Here is a 17497-nt window from a genome sequence, read left to right as displayed (position 1 = left end):
GCCCCGCTTCGGCGGGGTTTTCTTTTGCCCGCAGAAAAGTTTCTAGCTCAGCCCATCAAGGGTTTTCGAGCTGTTCAAACGGTCATCGGGCCCGTTCATCACGTCCTCCAGCAGCGTGCGCAGCAAGGCCATCGAGGTCTGTTGCCGCTGGACATCCCGGCAGACCAATCCGACTTTCAGCGGCACTCGCGGCTCGGTCAGCGGTTTCCACAGCAGTTCGTTGTTGCCGAGCGCCTTTTGCGAGCGTCCGGGCAATACAGTCGCCAGTCGGGTATGTGGCAGGCTGTCGAGAATCCCCGCCATGTTGTTCAACTCCGCCTGCACCTGCGGGCGCCTGCCGAGGCTGGCCAGCTGCGTCTGCCAGATCTGACGGACCTGGAACTCTTCTCCCAGCAACAGCATCGGCAACTCGGCGGCCTGACTCATGGAGACTTTCTTGAATTCACGCAACGGGTGATCGGCGGGGATGACCAGGGTCAGTTCATCTTCGTACAGCATCACGCCATGCAACCCTGGCTGACGCGGCGGCAGGTAGCTGATGCCGATGTCCAGCGAGCCGTTAAGCAGTCGTCGCTCGATTTCCAGCCCGGTCAGTTCGTAGATTTGCACCACCAGATGCGGTTGAGCCTTGCGTACCCGCTCAAGCATCTGCGGCACCAGGCTGGTGTGCACGGTTTGCAATACACCGATGGCCAATGTGCGCAGCGCCTGTCCCTTGAAATTGCCCAATGCTTCGCGCGCCCGCTGCATGCCGTCGAGCAGTGGCACTGCGTGGTTGTACAAGGTGTGAGCAGCCAGAGTGGGCAGCAGGCGTTTGCTGCTGCGTTCAAAAAGACCCACATCGAGGTTCTGTTCGAGGTGGCGGATCTGCTGGGACAGCGCCGGCTGGGAGATTGAAAGCCGCTCGGCAGCCCGGCCGACGTGGCCTTCTTCGTAGACCGCGACGAAATAACGCAGTTGCTTGAAATCCATAAGGGATGCTTATCGAAAATGCTGGGAAATCGAAATAGCTCGAGGCCGGGTAAGGGCCTAGTCTAACCGCATTCACAAGGCTTACAGGGCCATAGAACGCGATGAATATCGTTTGTGCCGAAGGTGTTTACATAGGTAAGGCAAAAAACCTCACTCTAGGTTTTTTCGGATGAATCTGTTCAATTTGCGGCGTACTCCGCCAAGTCTTGATGACCTTGCCGTGGACAATTTCCAGCCGTCCCACCGCGACAACCTTTCCAGCGAGTACCTGATGCCCAGCGTCGAGCGGCCGAAACAGATTTTCGTGCGTGGCCAAGGCTCCTGGTTGTGGGACAGCGATGACCGCGCTTACCTGGATTTCACCCAAGGTGGCGGGGCCAACAGCCTGGGGCACAGTCCCTCGGTATTGGGCCAGGCGATTTCGCAACAGGCTCAATCACTGATCAACCCTGGTTTTGCTGTGCATAATCGCGGCATGCTCAACCTTGCCGGGCGCCTCTGCACCGACACTGGCAGTGATCAGGCGTACCTGCTCAACAGTGGTCGCGAAGCGTGTGAAGCGGCGATCAAACTGGTGTGTAAGTGGGGTCAGCGCTATCGCGGTGGAGCTTCGCGCATTGTCGTTACCAACGAAGGCCACCATGGTCGTAGTTTTGGGGCGATGGCGGATTTGCACCTCGTTCCCTTCAATGATCTTGCGGCAATGCACGCAGCGGTCGACGCCCGGACCGTAGCAATCATGCTTGAACCGATCCAGAACGCAGCGGGAGTGATCCCGGCCGCGGAGCATTACCTCAAGGGTGTGGAACGCCTGTGTCGTGAGCTGGGGATTCTGCTGATTATCGACGAAGTGCAAACCGGTATCGGTCGTTGCGGCACGTTGCTCGCTGAACAGTCCTACGGCGTTCGGGCAGATATCGTCGTCCTCGGCGAAGGGCTGGGCGGTGGCGTGCCGCTGGCTGCGTTGCTGGCGAGAGGCAAGGCCTGCTGTTTTGAGATCGGCGATCTAAGTGGCACCCATCATGGCAATGCCTTGATGACGGCGGCCGGGCTGGCGGTATTCGACAGCGTGCAGGACAAGGGTTTTCTCGAGCATGTCAGGGAAACCGGTCAACACCTGCGTGAAGGCCTCGGACGCCTGGCTCATCGTCATGGCCACGGCGAATTGCGTGGGCAAGGTCTGTTCTGGGGGCTGACGCTGTCGGACGATTCAGCCGACGCCGTAGTCAGTGCCGCGCTGTACGAAGGTCTGTTGCTCAGCGCCCCGCAACCCGACTGCCTGCGCTTCACCCCCGCACTGACGGTCAGCAACGCCAACATCGACGAAATGCTTCTGCGCCTGACCCGCGCCTTCTCCCGTGTGCGCACCGCGCAATTGCAGTGCCGCAAAGGGATTGCGGTCTGACCGGACCTTTCCCTCACACATTCCAGAACCGTCTCGCGGTAATAACGCATCGCCCCACGTTTGATTCTTCGCGTGGGGCGTTTTTTTGTGTGCAAAGCACAGCGAAGTTTTGGCTGAAGGGGGGAAGGGACTGAACCCTGACGAACGGCACTGGTCGATTAACTGTAGGGCTCACACGAGCCACTTCCCATCAGGAGCTGCCCCCATGGACTTTATTCGAATCATCATCGCCATTCTGTTGCCGCCATTGGGTGTGTTTCTGCAAGTCGGTTTCGCCGGGGCGTTCTGGCTGAATATTCTGCTGACGTTGTGCGGTTATATTCCGGGGATCGTGCATGCGGTATACATCATCGCCAAGCGCTGAGCTTAGCGTCGTCAGTTAGATCGCTTTCGCGAGCAGGCTCGCTCCCACACTGGATCTACGGTGTTGCAAAGATCCCTGTGGAGTGAGCCTGCTCGCGATGGACGCGCCGCTAATCAGGCATTGTCCCCAAGCTCCATCACCCGCCGATAAAACAGCCACTCCTGCTCCAGCGCATGTGCTTGATTGCCGGCCTTGCGAAAGCCATGGCGTTCGTCGGCGTAGTAATGCGCTTCAACCAAAATACCGTTGTCCTGCAGCGCGGTAACCATGTCGCGGGTCTGCTGCGGTACGACCACGGCGTCCAGTTCCCCTTGAAAGAAAATCACCGGCACGCTGATGTTGCCCGCATGCAGCAGTGGCGTTCGCGCGGCATAGCGCTCGGCATCCAGCACCGGATCGCCGATCAGCCAGTCCAGATAATCGCCTTCGAATTTGTGAGTGGCGCGGCCCAGTGCGACGGGATCGCTGACGCCGTACAAACTGGCGCCGGCGCGGAAGACGTTGTGAAAGGCCAGCGCACAAAGGGTGGTGTAGCCACCTGCACTGCCACCGCGAATAAATGCCTTGTCGCCGTCGATCACGCCTCGTTCGGCCAGATGTGCGACGACCGCGCAGGCATCTTCCACATCCACAACGCCCCAACTCAAATGCAGTGCCTGGCGATAAGCCCGGCCATAACCGCTGCTGCCTCGATAGTTGAGATCGGCCACGGCAAAACCGCGTTGCGCCCAGTATTGAATGCGCGGATCGAGCATCGGGTAGCACGCCGACGTCGGACCTCCGTGGATGAACACCACCAGCGGCGGCGTTGCATTCCCGATCATCGCTGGATAGAAGAAACCGTGGGCTTCACCTGAGCCGCTCGGGTAACGCAGCGTTTGCGGGACGCTGATTTGCTCGGCGGGTAACGGTGCAATCCCACCGGCCAGGACCTTGACCTGGCGGCTGTCGCGGTCGATGGCGATCACCGCCGACGAACTGACCGGTGATGCGGCGATGCAGTAAATGAATCGCTCATCCAGCGCCAGGTTGCGGAAGCGGCTGTAGTCACCGGTGAAATCTTCGGTGGTCTCACCGCAAAGACCCAGTCGGCCAAAACCTTCTTCCGTCCAAGTGGCCAAGTAATCGTCTTCGCCCAAAGGCAGCCAGGTGCAACCTCCCAGTTGCCACGGTGCCGGCCCATGATCCGCTGCGGCACCGGGCAATGGGCTCAAACCGTCTGCAGACTCCACCCATGGCTGCCAAAAACCGCCACGGTCCGTCAGACAAAGCAATCGACCGCTGTCATCGAATCGGGGTTGTTGCAGTGATTCCTGAGCACCTTCGCCCGCCACGCAACGGGGCGACGCAAATCCGCCATCGCTCTGACGTTCGGCAACCATCAGCCGCGTCGCGGTCCAGGGCTGATCCGGCCGGCTCCACTCGATCCACGCGAGGCGTTGCGCGTCTCGGCTCAAGGTCGGCGCCGCGTAGAAGTCGGCACCTTCTGCCAACAGGTGACGCGTGCCGTCCTTCACATCAATCGCCACCAATCGATGCCGGTCGTGGTTCTCTTCAACCGCCAAAACCTGGCCGTTGGCGAATTGCAGATCGCCGTAACGACAATCGCCCGACGTCAGCAACAAAGGCTCGCCTGTGAGCGATTGCCGATACAACTGCTGGTCCGCCTCGTTGACGAACACTGTCCCGTCATCGGTCAGGCAAAACGCGCCACCGCCGTATTCGTACACCCGACTGCGCACGCTGAAACCTATAGGTGTCAGGCAATGTGCCTGGCCATCGCGCCAATGCCAGATCCGGCAGGCGCCGTCTTCAGGTCGGTATTCGTTCCAGAACACGCCATTGCGGCCTACCTGCAACTCGGCAAAATCGACACCGGCCGCGACGGCTTTAGCCGCGCTGAAGGGCTCAGCTTTTTGCGATGAGGCGTGAGTTTCGTTCATTGCGAAAGGCCAGTTGTTCGATGGTCTGGGTCGCGTGCTCGGCTTCTTCGCGGGCCTTGAGGATCACGCCGTGATGTTCGGATTTGCTGCACACCGGGTCGGCATTGCTCGCATCACCCGTGAGCATGAACGCCTGGCAGCGGCAGCCGCCGAAGTCCTTTTCTTTCTCGTCACAGGAGCGGCACGGTTCGGGCATCCAGTCGTAACCGCGAAAGCGGTTGAAGCCAAACGAGTCGTACCAGATGTGCTGCATGCTGTGGTCGCGCACGTTGGGAAACTGCACCGGCATCTGCCGGGCGCCGTGGCAGGGCAGGGCGGTGCCGTCCGGCGTGACCGTCAGAAAGATGCTGCCCCAGCCGTTCATGCAGGCTTTCGGGCGCTCTTCGTAATAGTCCGGCGTGACGAAAATCAGCTTGCACGGATGCCCTTCGGCTTCCAGTTTGGCGCGGTATTCGTTGGTGATGCGTTCGGCGCGGACCAGTTGTTCCTTGGTCGGCAACAGACCGACGCGATTGAGCTGCGCCCAGCCGTAGAACTGGCAGGTGGCGAGTTCTACGAAGTCCGCCTCAAGGGCGATGCACAGCTCGATGATGCGGTCGATCTTGTCGATATTGTGCCGATGGGTGACGAAGTTCAGGACCATCGGATAACCATGAGCCTTCACCGCACGGGCCATTTCCAGCTTCTGCGCGAAGGCTTTTTTCGAACCGGCCAGCAAGTTGTTCACTTGCTCATCGCTGGCCTGAAAGCTGATCTGGATGTGGTCCAGACCAGCCTTCTTGAAGTCGCTGATTTTCTGCTCGGTCAGGCCAATGCCGGAGGTGATCAGGTTGGTGTAGAAACCCAGCTTGCGCGCCTCGGCAATCAGCTCGCCGAGGTCCTGTCGTACCAACGGTTCACCTCCGGAAAAGCCGAGTTGCGCCGCGCCCATCTCCCGCGCTTCGCGAAACACCTTGATCCACTGCTCTGTGCTCAGCTCTTTGCCTTGCTCGGCGAAATCCAGCGGATTGGAGCAGTACGGGCATTGCAGCGGGCAGCGGTAGGTCAGTTCGGCCAGCAACCACAACGGCAGGCCGATTTCCGGTTTTGGCGGTAACGTGTCTGACGCAGAATCAGGCAAGTTCGATCCAGTGCTGAGCACGGGCGACCTCCATGAATTGCTCGATGTCTTCACCGAGCTCGGGCACGCCGGGGAACTGCGCGTCCAGTTCGGCAATGATCGCGGCGACATCGCGTTCGCCATCGATCAGGCCGCCAATCAGCGCGGCGCTTTCATTGAGTTTGATCATGCCTTCCGGGTACAGCAGCACATGGCCTTTCTGCGCCGGCTCGTACTGGAAGCGGTATCCGGTACGCCAGATTGGGGTCTTGCTGCGGTCAAAACTCATAAGGTGATTCCTTTGTGCCAGACCCGTTGTTCGGTCACGCTGTGATACGGCGGGCGTTTCAGTTCGTAGGCCATGCTCATGGCATCGAGCATGCTCCAAAGAATGTCCAGTTTGAACTGGAGAATTTCCAGCATGCGCTCCTGGCCTTCCCGCGTCGTGTAGTGCTGCAAGGTGATGGCCAGACCGTGTTCCACATCGCGGCGCGCCTGGCCCAGGCGGGTGCGGAAATACTCATACCCGACCGGATCGATCCACGGGTAATGCTGCGGCCAGCTGTCCAGGCGCGATTGGTGGATCTGCGGCGCGAACAGTTCGGTCAGCGAGCTGCTGGCGGCTTCCTGCCAACTGGCCCGGCGGGCGAAGTTGACGTAGGCGTCGACAGCGAAGCGCACGCCGGGCAGGACCAATTCCTGCGAGCGCATTTGATCCGGGTCCAGGCCGACGGCTTGGCCCAGCCGCAGCCAGGCTTCGATGCCGCCGTCTTCGCCGGGGGCGCCGTCGTGGTCGAGCAGACGCTGTATCCACTCGCGGCGGATCTCGCGGTCCGGGCAATTGGCGAGGATCGCGGCGTCTTTCAGGGGAATGTTCACCTGATAGTAGAAGCGGTTGGCGACCCAGCCCTGGATCTGCTCGCGGGTCGCCCGGCCTTCATACATCGCCACGTGGTAGGGGTGATGGATGTGGTAATAGGCGCCTTTGGCACGCAGGGCGGCCTCGAATTCGGCGGGGGACAGCGGGGTGTCAGTCATTGCGGTTCTCCGGAAAACAACCGGTGGATTCTTTGGTGTCTGGTCTGACGCCTTCGCGAGCAAGCCCGCTCCCACATTGAAATGCATTCCAATGTGGGAGCGGGCTTGCTCGCGAAGAGGCCATTGGCTACAACACAATACTCATGCCGTCATACGCCACTTCAACACCTCGCCGAACCAGCTCGGCACGCTCCGGCGAATCCTCATCCAGAATCGGATTGGTGTTGTTGATGTGGATAAGCACCTTGCGCTGTTTCGGCAGTTGCTCCAGCACTTCAAGCATGCCGCCAGGGCCGTTCTGCGCCAGGTGGCCCATCTCCCGACCGGTGCGGGTGCCCACGCCACGGCGCTGCATTTCGTCGTCGTCCCACATCGTGCCATCCACCAGCAAGCAATCGCTGCTCGCCATGATCTCCAGCAAAGGCGCGTCGACCTTGCCCAGCCCCGGTGCATAGAACAACTTGCCGCCGGTGTTCAAGTCTTCAACGATCAGGCCGATGTTATCGCCGGGATGCGGGTCGAAGCGGTGTGGTGAATACGGCGGCGCTGCGCTGCGCAGTGGCAGCGGGGTGAAACGCAGGCCCGGGCAAGCCGCAATGGTGAAACTGCGGTCAAGTTCGATCTGGTTCCAGTTCAGTCCACCGTTCCAGTGGGTCAGCATGGTGAACAGCGGAAAACCGGTGCTCAAATCTTCATGGACCATATCGGTGCACCAGACTTGATGCGGGCAGCCTTCACGCAGGCTGAGCAGGCCGGTGGTGTGGTCGATCTGGCTGTCCATCAGGATGATCGCGCTGATGCCGGTATCGCGCAGGGCCCGACCCGGTTGCATGGGGGCGAAGCTCTGGAGTTGAGCGCGAATGTCCGGTGAGGCATTGCACAGCACCCAGCTCACACCGTCATCGGAAATTGCGATGGACGATTGGGTCCGCGCCTTGGCGTTCAGGCTGCCATCGCGATAACCGGCGCAGTTCACGCAGTTGCAGTTCCATTGGGGGAAACCGCCGCCGGCGGCGGAACCTAGAATCTGGACAAACATGGCCGCTCCATCATTCGAAAACTGAAAATAAAAACGCCTCGGCGAGCCGAGGCGTTGGCGCTGCGATACAAAAAGATTAGCGGCTTGCGAAGTACATGGTGACTTCAAAGCCGATACGCAGGTCGGTGTAAGCAGGTTTGGACCAAGACATGGGAGCGCTCCTTCAGGTGATGGGACAGTTGAGATCTATACATATAGTCCACCTCCAGCCGGAGATGTTCAGATAGTTAGGTTGCTATGTTACTCAAAATTACAGCGCGGTTGCCCGTGAAACTTTGAGAAAGCTAATTGCAACGCCTGTAATGATCATTTTGTCACTTGCCAAATCCCGCTCGGGCTTGGGCTGCTGGCCAGGCAGCGCCATCCGCCGAGCGCTTGATTCAAACGCTGAGTGGCGGCCAGTAATGCTTCGCGGTCGATCAGCAAAATTGTTTCAGGCAGACGCTCCAGATAATCCGACGAGTGGCCCGCCAGTTTGCCCTGCCAGAGCAGTTCGGCTGCCTGAAGGACGGGCAGGGCGTTCAAGTCGAATTGGTCTGCCAAAGATTGACGTTGGGTGGTGAAATCCGCCTCGGCCATGCCTTCGATCATTCCTGGCAGCTCACTCAAAAAGTGTTCGATGTGTTCCAGCAAGCCTGCGGGTGCAACGCTCGGTGATTGCACGCCGAACAGAATCCCGGTCTGCCCATGGATTTGGCGCAATGCGCTGAACACGGCATAACCCAGTTGTAGTTCGACCCGCAGACGCTGATAGAACGGCGTCTGGCACAGGTGCGCGAGCAGCCGCCAGGCGGCTTCGTCGGCGATATCCGGCGTGGCCGTCGGACAGAACAGCAACAGCGCGTGTTCGCTGGAGCCGGTGTCGACAGTTGTCCACAGGCGCTGCAAGTTGATCGAGGGCGGCGACGATGGTTGATCTGCAACGCCGGGCACGCGGCTTAGCGCCAAACCCATTGCCGCTTGGGTGTGGGACGACAAGCCAACGGCCAGACCTTCCCAGCGCGCGCTCGACCAAAGCTGCTGCAAATCCCCTGAGTCAACGGCGGGTTCAAGGCAGAGATCAGGCAGCGCCTTCAGCAGGTGTTTGATCGGTATCAATGGGGCGGTTGGCGATTCATTCTGTGAGAAATCGTATTCTGGTGTGGTCAGCTCTTTCAATGCGTGTTCGAGAACAGTTGGCATCGATGCCTGTAGCCCGGTCATCTTCAGCAGCCATTCATTGCCTGATGCGCTGAAGGAAAAGTCGACGCCGGCCTGACGCGCATCTTCACGCAATGGCTGCAGGTGGTTTTCAAGGCCCGACTGAAGGCTGGCAAGAGGTTTGAAGTCGAGTCGCCAGCGCACATAAATCGCGCCTTCATCGGTGTTATCTGGCAACACCGAACTGAACTGCATCGGGGAGTTTTCGCGACGACTGCGCGAGCGGTCTTGGGCAAACGTGCGCAGACCACGGTGTTTGCTGGTCTGGCCGCGAATCAGCCCGGCATTGGCCGCAGGTGCTTCGGTGCGCAAAAACGGGTTAGCCGTCGGCAGTTGCCATTCGCCGCTGAAGTTATCCACAGCGCCGATTTTCTTCAGGATGTCCTTAAGGGCTGCAACGCCTTGCTCGGATAGCCCTATTTCCAGTTGCTCGCTGTCTCGTTGGGCCAGTTGTAAGGGGCCGCTGACTTGCTGTTGGCGTTCAAACAGGGCGATGTACTCTTCTCGCAAGTCGACCCAGTCTTGATGGGAGGCAAAAAAGCCCAGCCAGTCGAGCAACCTCTCGCGGATCACGCTCCCCGGTTGTGTGGTGGTGAATTCGATGTGCAGCAAGGCTTGCCCGGCGAACTGATACAGCGGTGCGGCTTTCAGGCTGTCAGCCAGACCCCGTTCACGCAGCTTCGCCAGCAGACCGCCAGATTTAGCGGCGTTCAACCAATGACACAGAAACGCCAATGCTTCAGGCGATGACTCAGGTAACGCTTCGAACGCGAACAGAAGATCCAGCCGACGCTCGCCAGCCTGTTGATAAGTTTTTTCCGAAGCGTTCATCAGCGCTTCAGGTGATCGTTGCGGGACTCGTTGCCCGACAGGAATCCCGGTGCCAAAACGCTGAGCCATCTCGCGTAACTCATCTAGACTCTGCGGCCCGGCCAGGCTGAGTGTCATCTGCCCGGTCTGATAAAACCGCTGATGGAAATCCTGCAACGCTTGCTGAAACTCAGGCTGCGGCACCGGCAGGCTGTCGCGGTTGCCGGCATGAAACCCGCGCAAGGGATGAATCGGCGAAAGTCCATCGAACAATGCCAATTGCTGTTGCGCCACCGCATCCTGCGACCAGGCGACGAATTCCGCGTGCAGCACTTCCCGTTCGCGCAACTGATCGTCCGGATTCATACGCGGATGAGCGAGCATGTTTGACAGACGCTCCAGCCCTCCAGCAAACGCCTGAGTCGGCAGCTCGAAAAAGAAGTCGGTGGTCCGTTCATTGGTTCGCGCGTTGACCTGACCGCCATGACCCTGAACGTAAGCCATCAATCCGTGGCCAGCAGGAAAGCGCTCGGTGCCGAGAAACAGTAAATGCTCCAGAAAATGCGCCATGCCGGGCCATGCCAGTGGCACATCGTGACTGCCCGCCGCCACGCGCAGCACCGCCGCGCAGCGCTTTAAATTCGGGGCATGACGCAGCGTCACCCGCAAGCCATTGGCCAGGGTTTCAGTGTGGGGGCGAGGGTGATTCAGCGCAGGCATGAGCACTTCCAGTACAGAGAAGCGCTAATGCTAGCGGATTACGGGGGATCAGCGCTTGTTAAGGTCGCCGTAAAGCTCGGGACGGCGATCGAGCAAGTAGCGATTGGCGGCGCGTGAGTCGGCCATCAATTGACGATCCAGTTCGCCGACAATCAGCGCTTCATCCAGACCGGCCTGAGCGATGCGACTGCCATCCGGTGCGGCGATGCTGCTCTGGCCGCAGTAGTGGATCTCACCCTCATGGCCGCAGTAATTGGCGTAGGCCACGTAGCACTGATTCTCGAAAGCGCGGGCGCGGACAGTGACGTCGGCGACGAAGTCGAAGGGAATCATGTTCGCCGTCGGCACCAGGATCAGCTCGGCACCGGCCAGGGCCAGGCGCCGGGCGTTTTCCGGGAACTCCATGTCGTAGCAAATCAGGAAGCCAAGCTTCCAGCCATTGAGCTCCACCAGCGGAAAATCATCCTGCCCGGCGCTGAACATCGAGTGATCGAGGTCGCCGAACAAGTGAGTCTTGCGGTAGTTGCACAACCGCTCGCCGTGGGCGTCGATCAACTGCACGGCGTTGTAGATCTGCCCGTCCTCAGTGCGCTCCGGGTAGCCATACAAAATGGCAATCCCGGCAGTCTTGGCAATGCGCGCAATCTGCTGCGCCGACTCACCGTTGTGCACCTCAGCAAGGACGCTGACGGCATCGACGCCGATGTTGTAGCCGGTCAGGAACATCTCCGGCACCACCAACAGGTCGGCACCTTTCGCTTCCAGTACAAGCTGATGCAGGCGTTGCAGATTGCCTGCAACGTCCAGGGGCAGCGGTGGACATTGGTAAAGGGCTACGCGCATTTCGGATTCCTCTTACTCGGGCAGGGCGATCGGACCGATCTCGTTGAACACATCACCTGGACCCGGGTTCTCGGCGTGAGTTTCACCGCCGAAGTGTTTCATGATGCCCCACACCGCGTTGAGCGAGGTCTGCACCGCACCTTCAACCCACGCCGGCGTCCACGATACGTCGTCGCCAGCGATGAAAATCCCGCGTTGCTCGGCCGGCATGTCGTCCTGCATGAAGTGCGCGTACATGCGCTGGTTGTAACGGTAATGGCCGGGCAGGGCGCCTTTGAAGGCTCCGAGGAAATGCGGGTCGGCTTCCCACGACACGGTGATCGGATCGCCAATGATGCGCGCGGCGATGTCGACTTTCGGGTAGATCTTTTTCAACGCGTCCAGCGCCAGTTTCACGCGTTTTTCCACGGGGTGCGGGAGCATTTTCAGCGCGTCGCTCATCCACGAGTACGACAGGCAAATCACCCCCGGCTTGTCGTCGCCGCTATCGAACAGATAAGTGCCACGGGTCAGTCGGTCGGTGAGGGTCATGCTCATCAGGTCGCGGCCGGTTTCCGGATCCTTGTCCTTCCAGAACGGGCGGTCAACCATCACGAAAGTCTTCGACGACTGCATGTAGCGGGTGCGGTCGAGGGCCATCCACATCTTTTGCGAGAACAGGCTTTCATCGCATTCGATCTGGGTGGTCAGCAGCCAGCTCTGGCAAGTGGTCAACACCGCCGCGTATTCGCGGGTGTCGCCCCAGTTATCGGTGACGGCGAAACGGCCACCTTCGGCGTGGGCAATCTTTTTCACCCCGGTACGCGGCGCGCCACTGTGCAGCGAGCTGAGGCTGGTGCCTTCAGGCCAATGCACGCAACGTTCCGGCACATGACGCCAGATGCCCTGCGGTACTTGTTCCACACCCCCGACCACCAAGTGCTGGTGATCGTCGCAGTTGGTCATCACCACGCGGAAGATTTCCAGCATCGAGTTCGGGAAGTCCGAGTCCCAGCCACCGGTGCCGAAACCGACCTGGCCGAACACTTCGCGGTGATGGAACGACAGTTTGGCGAAGGCTTTGGAGGTGGCGACGAAGTCGTAGAACGTGCGGTCGTCCCACAACGGGACGAGGGTATTCCACAGCTCTTTGAGGCGTGGCACGTCGCGGTCGCGGATCGCTTGCTGTATATCAGAGAACTGCGAGCCGGCTTCAAGGGCATCGGCCCAAGCGTCAGCCACTTCCTGGAACAACGCAGGAAGATCCGCCAGTTTCTGTGCGTAATGGGTTTTGCCTTCCAGGTCGATCACGGTGCTGCCGGATGCGGGCGTCAGCGGGTTCGGGAAGGGTTTGGTCTCAAGGCCGAGCTTGTCGACGTAGTGATAGAACGCGGTGGACGAGACCGGGAAGCGCATGCCGCCGAGCTCGGCGATGATGCCTTCGGCGCCATTGAACGCTTGGGAGCGCAGGCGACCGCCCATTTTCGAGGCTTCGTAGACGACCGGTTTCAAGCCCAGCTTCATCAGTTCGTAAGCCGCCACCAAACCGGCAATACCCGCACCGACAATCGCGACCTCGGCACCGTGGTTGTGCGCAGGAATGCTACCCAGGCCCGCCGGGTGTTCGATCCAGTCGTCGAAGGCGAAAGGGAAGTCCGGACCGAAAATGGTGACTGGTTTCTTACCGTCTGCAGGATGGCGATTGTTCTTGTTCATGGCTGACCTTGCTGGCGACCCGACGCGGGATGCGCGTCTGAGTATAGGAAAAGATGGCAGCCATTCTAGTGAGCGTAGAACACGTTAATAAGACGCAATGTGTCGTCGTTTTGCCAATAAATCAATCAATATGACGACTGCGTAATTCAACCTGACGAAAGCCGATCCCCTGTAGAAGTGAGCCTGCTCGCGATGAGGCCCGATCAGCCACCAAAGTGCCCAAACCAGAAACCTAAACCGGCTGCCCCCGATCAATCTTGCTACTCAAAATAATCGAGGTCGTCGTCTTCTCCACCCCATCCACACTGCCTATCTGATCCAGCAACTGATCCAGCTGCTCTGGCGAGTCAGTCCGCAACCACGCCACATAATCAAATTCACCACTCACTGCACACAACTGTTGAACCTGCACCATCGCACTGAGCCGGCGCAGCACTTCCTTGCCCGAGCGCGGTTGCACAGTGATCCCGACATACGCCTGCAACCCGCCATCCACCACGCGCTGACCGAGGCGCACACCGTAACCGGTGATGACTCTGGCCTTTTCCAGTCGCGCCAGACGCGAGGTGACGGTCGTACGAGCGATGCCCAATTGCCGAGCCAACATAGCCACGCTCTCGCGGGCGTTGATCTGCAGGGCGGCGATCAACTGGCGGTCGATCTCGTCAAGAACGGGCGGGCGTGTGTCAGGCAAGGGGCGTCTCCAGTGGCGTGGAACAATGGCTGAGCATGTTACAGGCTCGTCCGACTGGACGCTTGTGGGCGATATTCGAACGGGTCTTTGTACCGTTCAGAACATTTATAACTGCGACAAATTGCCATAAGTAACTAGGTGGTACATCATTCCGCGCTTGTCACAAATGGGGAAAATTTCCGACATGAATAATTCTGGGGCTGCCGGCGGCGGCAAATGGCTGTTGCGCGGTCTGGGTCTGCTGATTGCCTTGATCGGGCTGGGCCTGGCAGGTGGCGGTGGCTATCTGATTGCGCTGGGCGGTAGTGCTTACTTCCTGCTGATGGGCCTGGCGATGTTGGTGTCCGGGCTGATGATTGCCCGTTGCAAGCCGCAAGGCGCGTGGCTGTATGGTCTGGCGTTGATCCTGACCGCGATTTGGGCCGTGTGGGATGCCGGTTTCGACTACTGGCCGCTGGTCTCGCGCGTGCTGACATTCGCCGTGATCGGTCTGGTCGTTGCGCTGATTTACCCGACGCTGGTGCGCGCCTCGGGCGCGACGGCGGGCCGCGGTGCATATGGCCTGGCCGGTATCCTGGGCGTCGGCGTCGTCGCAACGATGGCCTATATGTTTGTGCCGACGCATGTGGTCAAGGCCTCCATCGAACCGACGGTAACGCCGGTGACGCCGGGCACTGAGCAGAAAGACTGGGCGCATTGGGGCAACACGACTGCCGGCAATCGCTTTGCCGCTCTGGACCAGATCAACAAAGGCAACATCGACAAGCTGCAGGTCGCGTGGACCTTCCATACCGGCGACGTCCCTGTAAGCACCGGTGCTGGTGCAGAAGACCAGAACACCCCGTTGCAAATCGGCGACACGGTCTACACCTGCACCGCTTACGGAAAAGTCTTCGCCCTCGATGCCGACACCGGTGCCCAGCGCTGGAAGTTTGACCCGCTAGGCACTGCGCCGAACTGGCAGCGCTGCCGTGGCCTAGGTTACTCCGAACGCCCTGCATCCTCAGATAACCAGCCAACGGCTTGTACGAAACGTCTGTTTCTGCCGACCGGAGATGCCCGTCTGATCGCCATCAATGCTGATACCGGCAAGCCGTGCGAGGAGTTTGGTAACCAGGGCACGGTCGACCTGACAACGGATATGGGCGAAGTGAAGCCGGGCTATTACCAACAAACATCGACCCCGTTGGTCGCCGGTAACGTGGTGATCGTCGGTGGCCGCGTGGCCGATAACTACTCCACCGGCGAACCGCCAGGTGTGGTCCGCGCCTATGACGTGCGCAGTGGCGAACTGGTGTGGGCCTGGGATCCGGGCAATCCGAACACCACCAAACGCCCGCCTGCCGGTGAGACCTATACCCGTGGCACGCCGAACGTTTGGTCGGCCATGTCTTACGACGCCAAGCTCGGTCTGGTGTACCTGCCAACCGGCAACGCCACCCCGGACTTCTTCGGCGGCCAGCGCACGGTATTCGATGACAAATGGAACTCGTCTATTGTGGCCATCGACGTCAAGACCGGTCAGGTGCGTTGGCACTTCCAGACCACTCACCACGACCTCTGGGACTTCGACCTGCCGGCCCAACCGCTGCTGTACGACGTGCCGGACGACAAGGGCGGCCTGCAGCCAGCCTTGGCGCAAGTGACCAAGCAGGGCGAAATCTTCCTGCTCAACCGCGAAACCGGCGTACCAATCGCCCGCGTCGAAGAACGCCCGGTGCCGCAAGGCAACGTGCCCGGCGAGCGCTATTCACCGACCCAGCCGTTCTCGGTGGACATGCCGTCAATCGGCAACAAAACATTGACCGAGTCCGACATGTGGGGCGCCACGCCGTTCGATCAACTGATGTGCCGCATCCAATTCAAAGGCATGCGCCATCAAGGCGTCTACACGCCGCCGGGCATGGACCGCGCGTTGCAGTTCCCGGGCTCGTTGGGTGGCATGAACTGGGGCAGTGTTTCGGTGGACCCGAACACGAATTACATGTTCGTCAACGACATGCGCCTCGGCCTCGCCAACTACATGATCCCGCGCAACAAGATCGCCGCCGGAGCCAGCGGTATCGAAATGGGTGTTGTGCCGCAGGAAGGCACGCCGTTTGGTGCGATGCGCGAACGCTTCCTCTCGGCGGCCGGCATTCCGTGCCAGAAACCACCGTTCGGCACCATGTCCGCCATCGACCTCAAGACCCACAAATTGATGTGGCAGGTCCCGGTTGGCACTGTGCAAGACACCGGCCCGCTGGGTATTCGCATGCACTTGCAGATCCCGATTGGCATGCCAACGCTGGGCGCCTCACTCGCGACCCAGTCGGGGCTGCTGTTCTTCGCGGGCACGCAGGATTTCTACCTGCGTGCTTTCGATACTGGCAACGGTAATGAAATCTGGAAGTCGCGTTTGCCTGTGGGCAGTCAGTCGGGGCCGATGACGTACGTTTCGCCCAAGACCGGCAAGCAGTACATCCTGCTGACTGTTGGCGGTGCGCGTCAGTCGACGGATCGTGGGGATTATGTGATTGCGTATGCGTTGCCTGAGTAGAGGCTGAATCGCAAGTACGAAAAAGCCGCGCATTAGCGCGGCTTTTTCGTTTTGGTTCAGGCTCCCACATTGGCGCGGTGGTCTCATGGGCTTGCATCATACGGTGTTTACGACACCACCTTTGGAGCGCAGAATCCCTCCTGTGAATTGATCGCAAAGCATCAATAAATTATCGATAAACGATAAATAAATATTGTAATACGTAAAAAACACGGCATTATTGGGCAATCCATAACAAAGGAGTCGCCCATGACACGCTCATTACCAGCCAGCTGGAACCAATCAGCCCATACCCTTTCAGACAGGCTCATCAAAGGACTTGAAAACGCATGCATCGTATTGGCAATCTGCACAGCCTTATTCGGTGGGCTCGCACTGTTTTTGACCACTGGAGACCAATCGATGAGCTATTTGGATCTTTCTCGCCCCTCAGTTCACATCCCGTCAGAGGCCATTAACACAGCCAGCGAAGGACTGACTTTCTCGGTTGACAAGTCAGCTGGGGTCTTCAGTGCCGTGATCGATATCATTATTGAAGTATGCTTCTCCATCGCGCTTTTTTTGACACTAAGAGGTCTTCTCTCATCATTGCGTCATCAGCCGACAGCTGCACATTTTGCCATTGGGCTACGAAAAATCGCAGTCGTCACACTTATTTGGCCAATAGCCGCTCTTCTGGGTCAAATTTTGGGAGGCGTTTTTTCAGCGTTGGACAATGATATTTTTACAGTGAATCTCAGCCTTAATCTCCCGATGCTTGCCACTGGCATTGCTATTTGGATTGGATGCATGGCAACCAAAAGACTTGCAGAAGCCGAGCAAGAATTAGAGTCTGTAATTTAAGGCGGATATTGATGCCAATAATTGTCAATTTGGATGTGGTACTCGCCAAACGGAAGATGCGACTTGGTGAACTGGCCGAGAGAACCGGGATCACCCTCTCTAATCTCTCTATTCTAAAAACCGGCAAGGCGAAAGCCGTACGATTCTCTACGCTGGAGATAATATGCAAGGTCCTGGATTGTCAGCCTGGGGATATTTTGCAGTACACCCCCGATAGCGATAATACTTAATAGAACCTATTTTGGTAGATTCTGAGGAGTCATTGCTCAACTAGAGTCCTGCTCGGCAGCTAC

Annotated in this window: 16 protein-coding genes; 5 read left to right on the top strand and 11 right to left on the bottom strand. The window is 59.0% G+C overall.

Features of this window, described 5'->3' with window-relative positions; genetic code table 11:
- Nucleotides 1-42: 42 nt before the first annotated feature.
- On the bottom strand, nt 43-972 hold the full coding sequence (locus tag ACA048_RS26945; protein WP_497626980.1) for a LysR family transcriptional regulator: 930 nt from the start codon (nt 970-972) through the stop codon (nt 43-45).
- 169 nt (nt 973-1141) lie between these two features.
- On the opposite strand from ACA048_RS26945, the gene ACA048_RS26940 reads away from it, so the two are divergent.
- Both ACA048_RS26940 and ACA048_RS26935 read left to right on the top strand, forming a co-directional pair.
- The gene (locus ACA048_RS26940; RefSeq protein WP_497626979.1) at nt 1142-2377 is read left to right on the top strand and encodes an aspartate aminotransferase family protein; all 1236 of its coding nucleotides are present in this window, start codon (nt 1142-1144) and stop codon (nt 2375-2377) included.
- A 205-nt stretch (nt 2378-2582) separates the two neighbouring features.
- The gene (locus ACA048_RS26935) at nt 2583-2741 is read left to right on the top strand and encodes a YqaE/Pmp3 family membrane protein (protein WP_007904205.1); all 159 of its coding nucleotides are present in this window, start codon (nt 2583-2585) and stop codon (nt 2739-2741) included.
- A gap of 113 nt (nt 2742-2854) precedes the next feature.
- On the opposite strand, the gene ACA048_RS26930 is transcribed toward ACA048_RS26935, so the two are convergent.
- The 10 genes from ACA048_RS26930 to ACA048_RS26885 all read right to left on the bottom strand — a co-directional run bounded on the left by ACA048_RS26930 (nt 2855) and on the right by ACA048_RS26885 (nt 13822).
- Nucleotides 2855-4684, bottom strand: a complete 1830-nt coding sequence (locus tag ACA048_RS26930; RefSeq protein ID WP_497626978.1) for a S9 family peptidase — start codon at nt 4682-4684, stop codon at nt 2855-2857.
- Nucleotides 4650-5804, bottom strand: a complete 1155-nt coding sequence (gene pqqE / locus ACA048_RS26925; RefSeq protein ID WP_497626977.1) for a pyrroloquinoline quinone biosynthesis protein PqqE — start codon at nt 5802-5804, stop codon at nt 4650-4652. The genes ACA048_RS26930 and pqqE overlap by 35 nt, the downstream gene beginning before the upstream one ends.
- Nucleotides 5797-6072: a pyrroloquinoline quinone biosynthesis peptide chaperone PqqD gene (pqqD, locus tag ACA048_RS26920; RefSeq protein WP_497626976.1), complete on the bottom strand. Its 276-nt coding sequence runs from the start codon at nt 6070-6072 to the stop codon at nt 5797-5799. Before pqqD ends, pqqE begins: the two co-directional genes overlap by 8 nt.
- Nucleotides 6069-6821 carry a pyrroloquinoline-quinone synthase PqqC gene (pqqC, locus tag ACA048_RS26915; RefSeq protein WP_497626975.1) on the bottom strand — a complete coding sequence of 251 codons (753 nt, stop codon included), beginning with the start codon at nt 6819-6821 and terminating at the stop codon, nt 6069-6071. Before pqqC ends, pqqD begins: the two co-directional genes overlap by 4 nt.
- Nucleotides 6822-6948: 127 nt before the next feature.
- Entirely contained in the window at nt 6949-7860 is a 912-nt protein-coding gene (pqqB, locus tag ACA048_RS26910) for a pyrroloquinoline quinone biosynthesis protein PqqB (RefSeq protein ID WP_497626974.1), read from the bottom strand.
- Between the two features lie 76 nt (nt 7861-7936).
- Nucleotides 7937-8011 (bottom strand): pyrroloquinoline quinone precursor peptide PqqA, encoded by a 75-nt coding sequence (gene pqqA, locus ACA048_RS26905; protein WP_009045898.1) that lies wholly within the window; start codon nt 8009-8011, stop codon nt 7937-7939.
- Nucleotides 8012-8166: 155 nt separating this feature from the next.
- Nucleotides 8167-10590 (bottom strand): pyrroloquinoline quinone biosynthesis protein PqqF, encoded by a 2424-nt coding sequence (pqqF, locus tag ACA048_RS26900; RefSeq protein WP_497626973.1) that lies wholly within the window; start codon nt 10588-10590, stop codon nt 8167-8169.
- Between the two features lie 48 nt (nt 10591-10638).
- Nucleotides 10639-11433 carry a carbon-nitrogen hydrolase family protein gene (locus tag ACA048_RS26895; RefSeq protein WP_497626972.1) on the bottom strand — a complete coding sequence of 265 codons (795 nt, stop codon included), beginning with the start codon at nt 11431-11433 and terminating at the stop codon, nt 10639-10641.
- Between the two features lie 12 nt (nt 11434-11445).
- Complete coding sequence (locus ACA048_RS26890; protein ID WP_497626971.1) at nt 11446-13128, bottom strand: flavin monoamine oxidase family protein; 1683 nt, start codon at nt 13126-13128, stop codon at nt 11446-11448.
- Nucleotides 13129-13360: 232 nt separating this feature from the next.
- Complete coding sequence (locus ACA048_RS26885) at nt 13361-13822, bottom strand: Lrp/AsnC family transcriptional regulator (protein WP_497626970.1); 462 nt, start codon at nt 13820-13822, stop codon at nt 13361-13363.
- Nucleotides 13823-14006: 184 nt separating this feature from the next.
- On the opposite strand from ACA048_RS26885, the gene ACA048_RS26880 reads away from it, so the two are divergent.
- The 3 genes from ACA048_RS26880 (at nt 14007) to ACA048_RS26870 (ending at nt 17434) form a co-directional block, all read left to right on the top strand.
- Nucleotides 14007-16361, top strand: a complete 2355-nt coding sequence (locus ACA048_RS26880; protein WP_497626969.1) for a glucose/quinate/shikimate family membrane-bound PQQ-dependent dehydrogenase — start codon at nt 14007-14009, stop codon at nt 16359-16361.
- Nucleotides 16362-16610: 249 nt separating this feature from the next.
- Nucleotides 16611-17204 (top strand): hypothetical protein, encoded by a 594-nt coding sequence (locus tag ACA048_RS26875; protein ID WP_497626968.1) that lies wholly within the window; start codon nt 16611-16613, stop codon nt 17202-17204.
- 11 nt (nt 17205-17215) lie between these two features.
- Complete coding sequence (locus ACA048_RS26870; RefSeq protein ID WP_150780512.1) at nt 17216-17434, top strand: helix-turn-helix domain-containing protein; 219 nt, start codon at nt 17216-17218, stop codon at nt 17432-17434.
- The last annotated feature ends 63 nt before the right edge of the window (nt 17435-17497 follow it).

It is taken from the genome of Pseudomonas sp. LBUM1659 (assembly GCF_059716045.1).
This window is presented reverse-complemented; position numbering and strand designations above follow the sequence as displayed.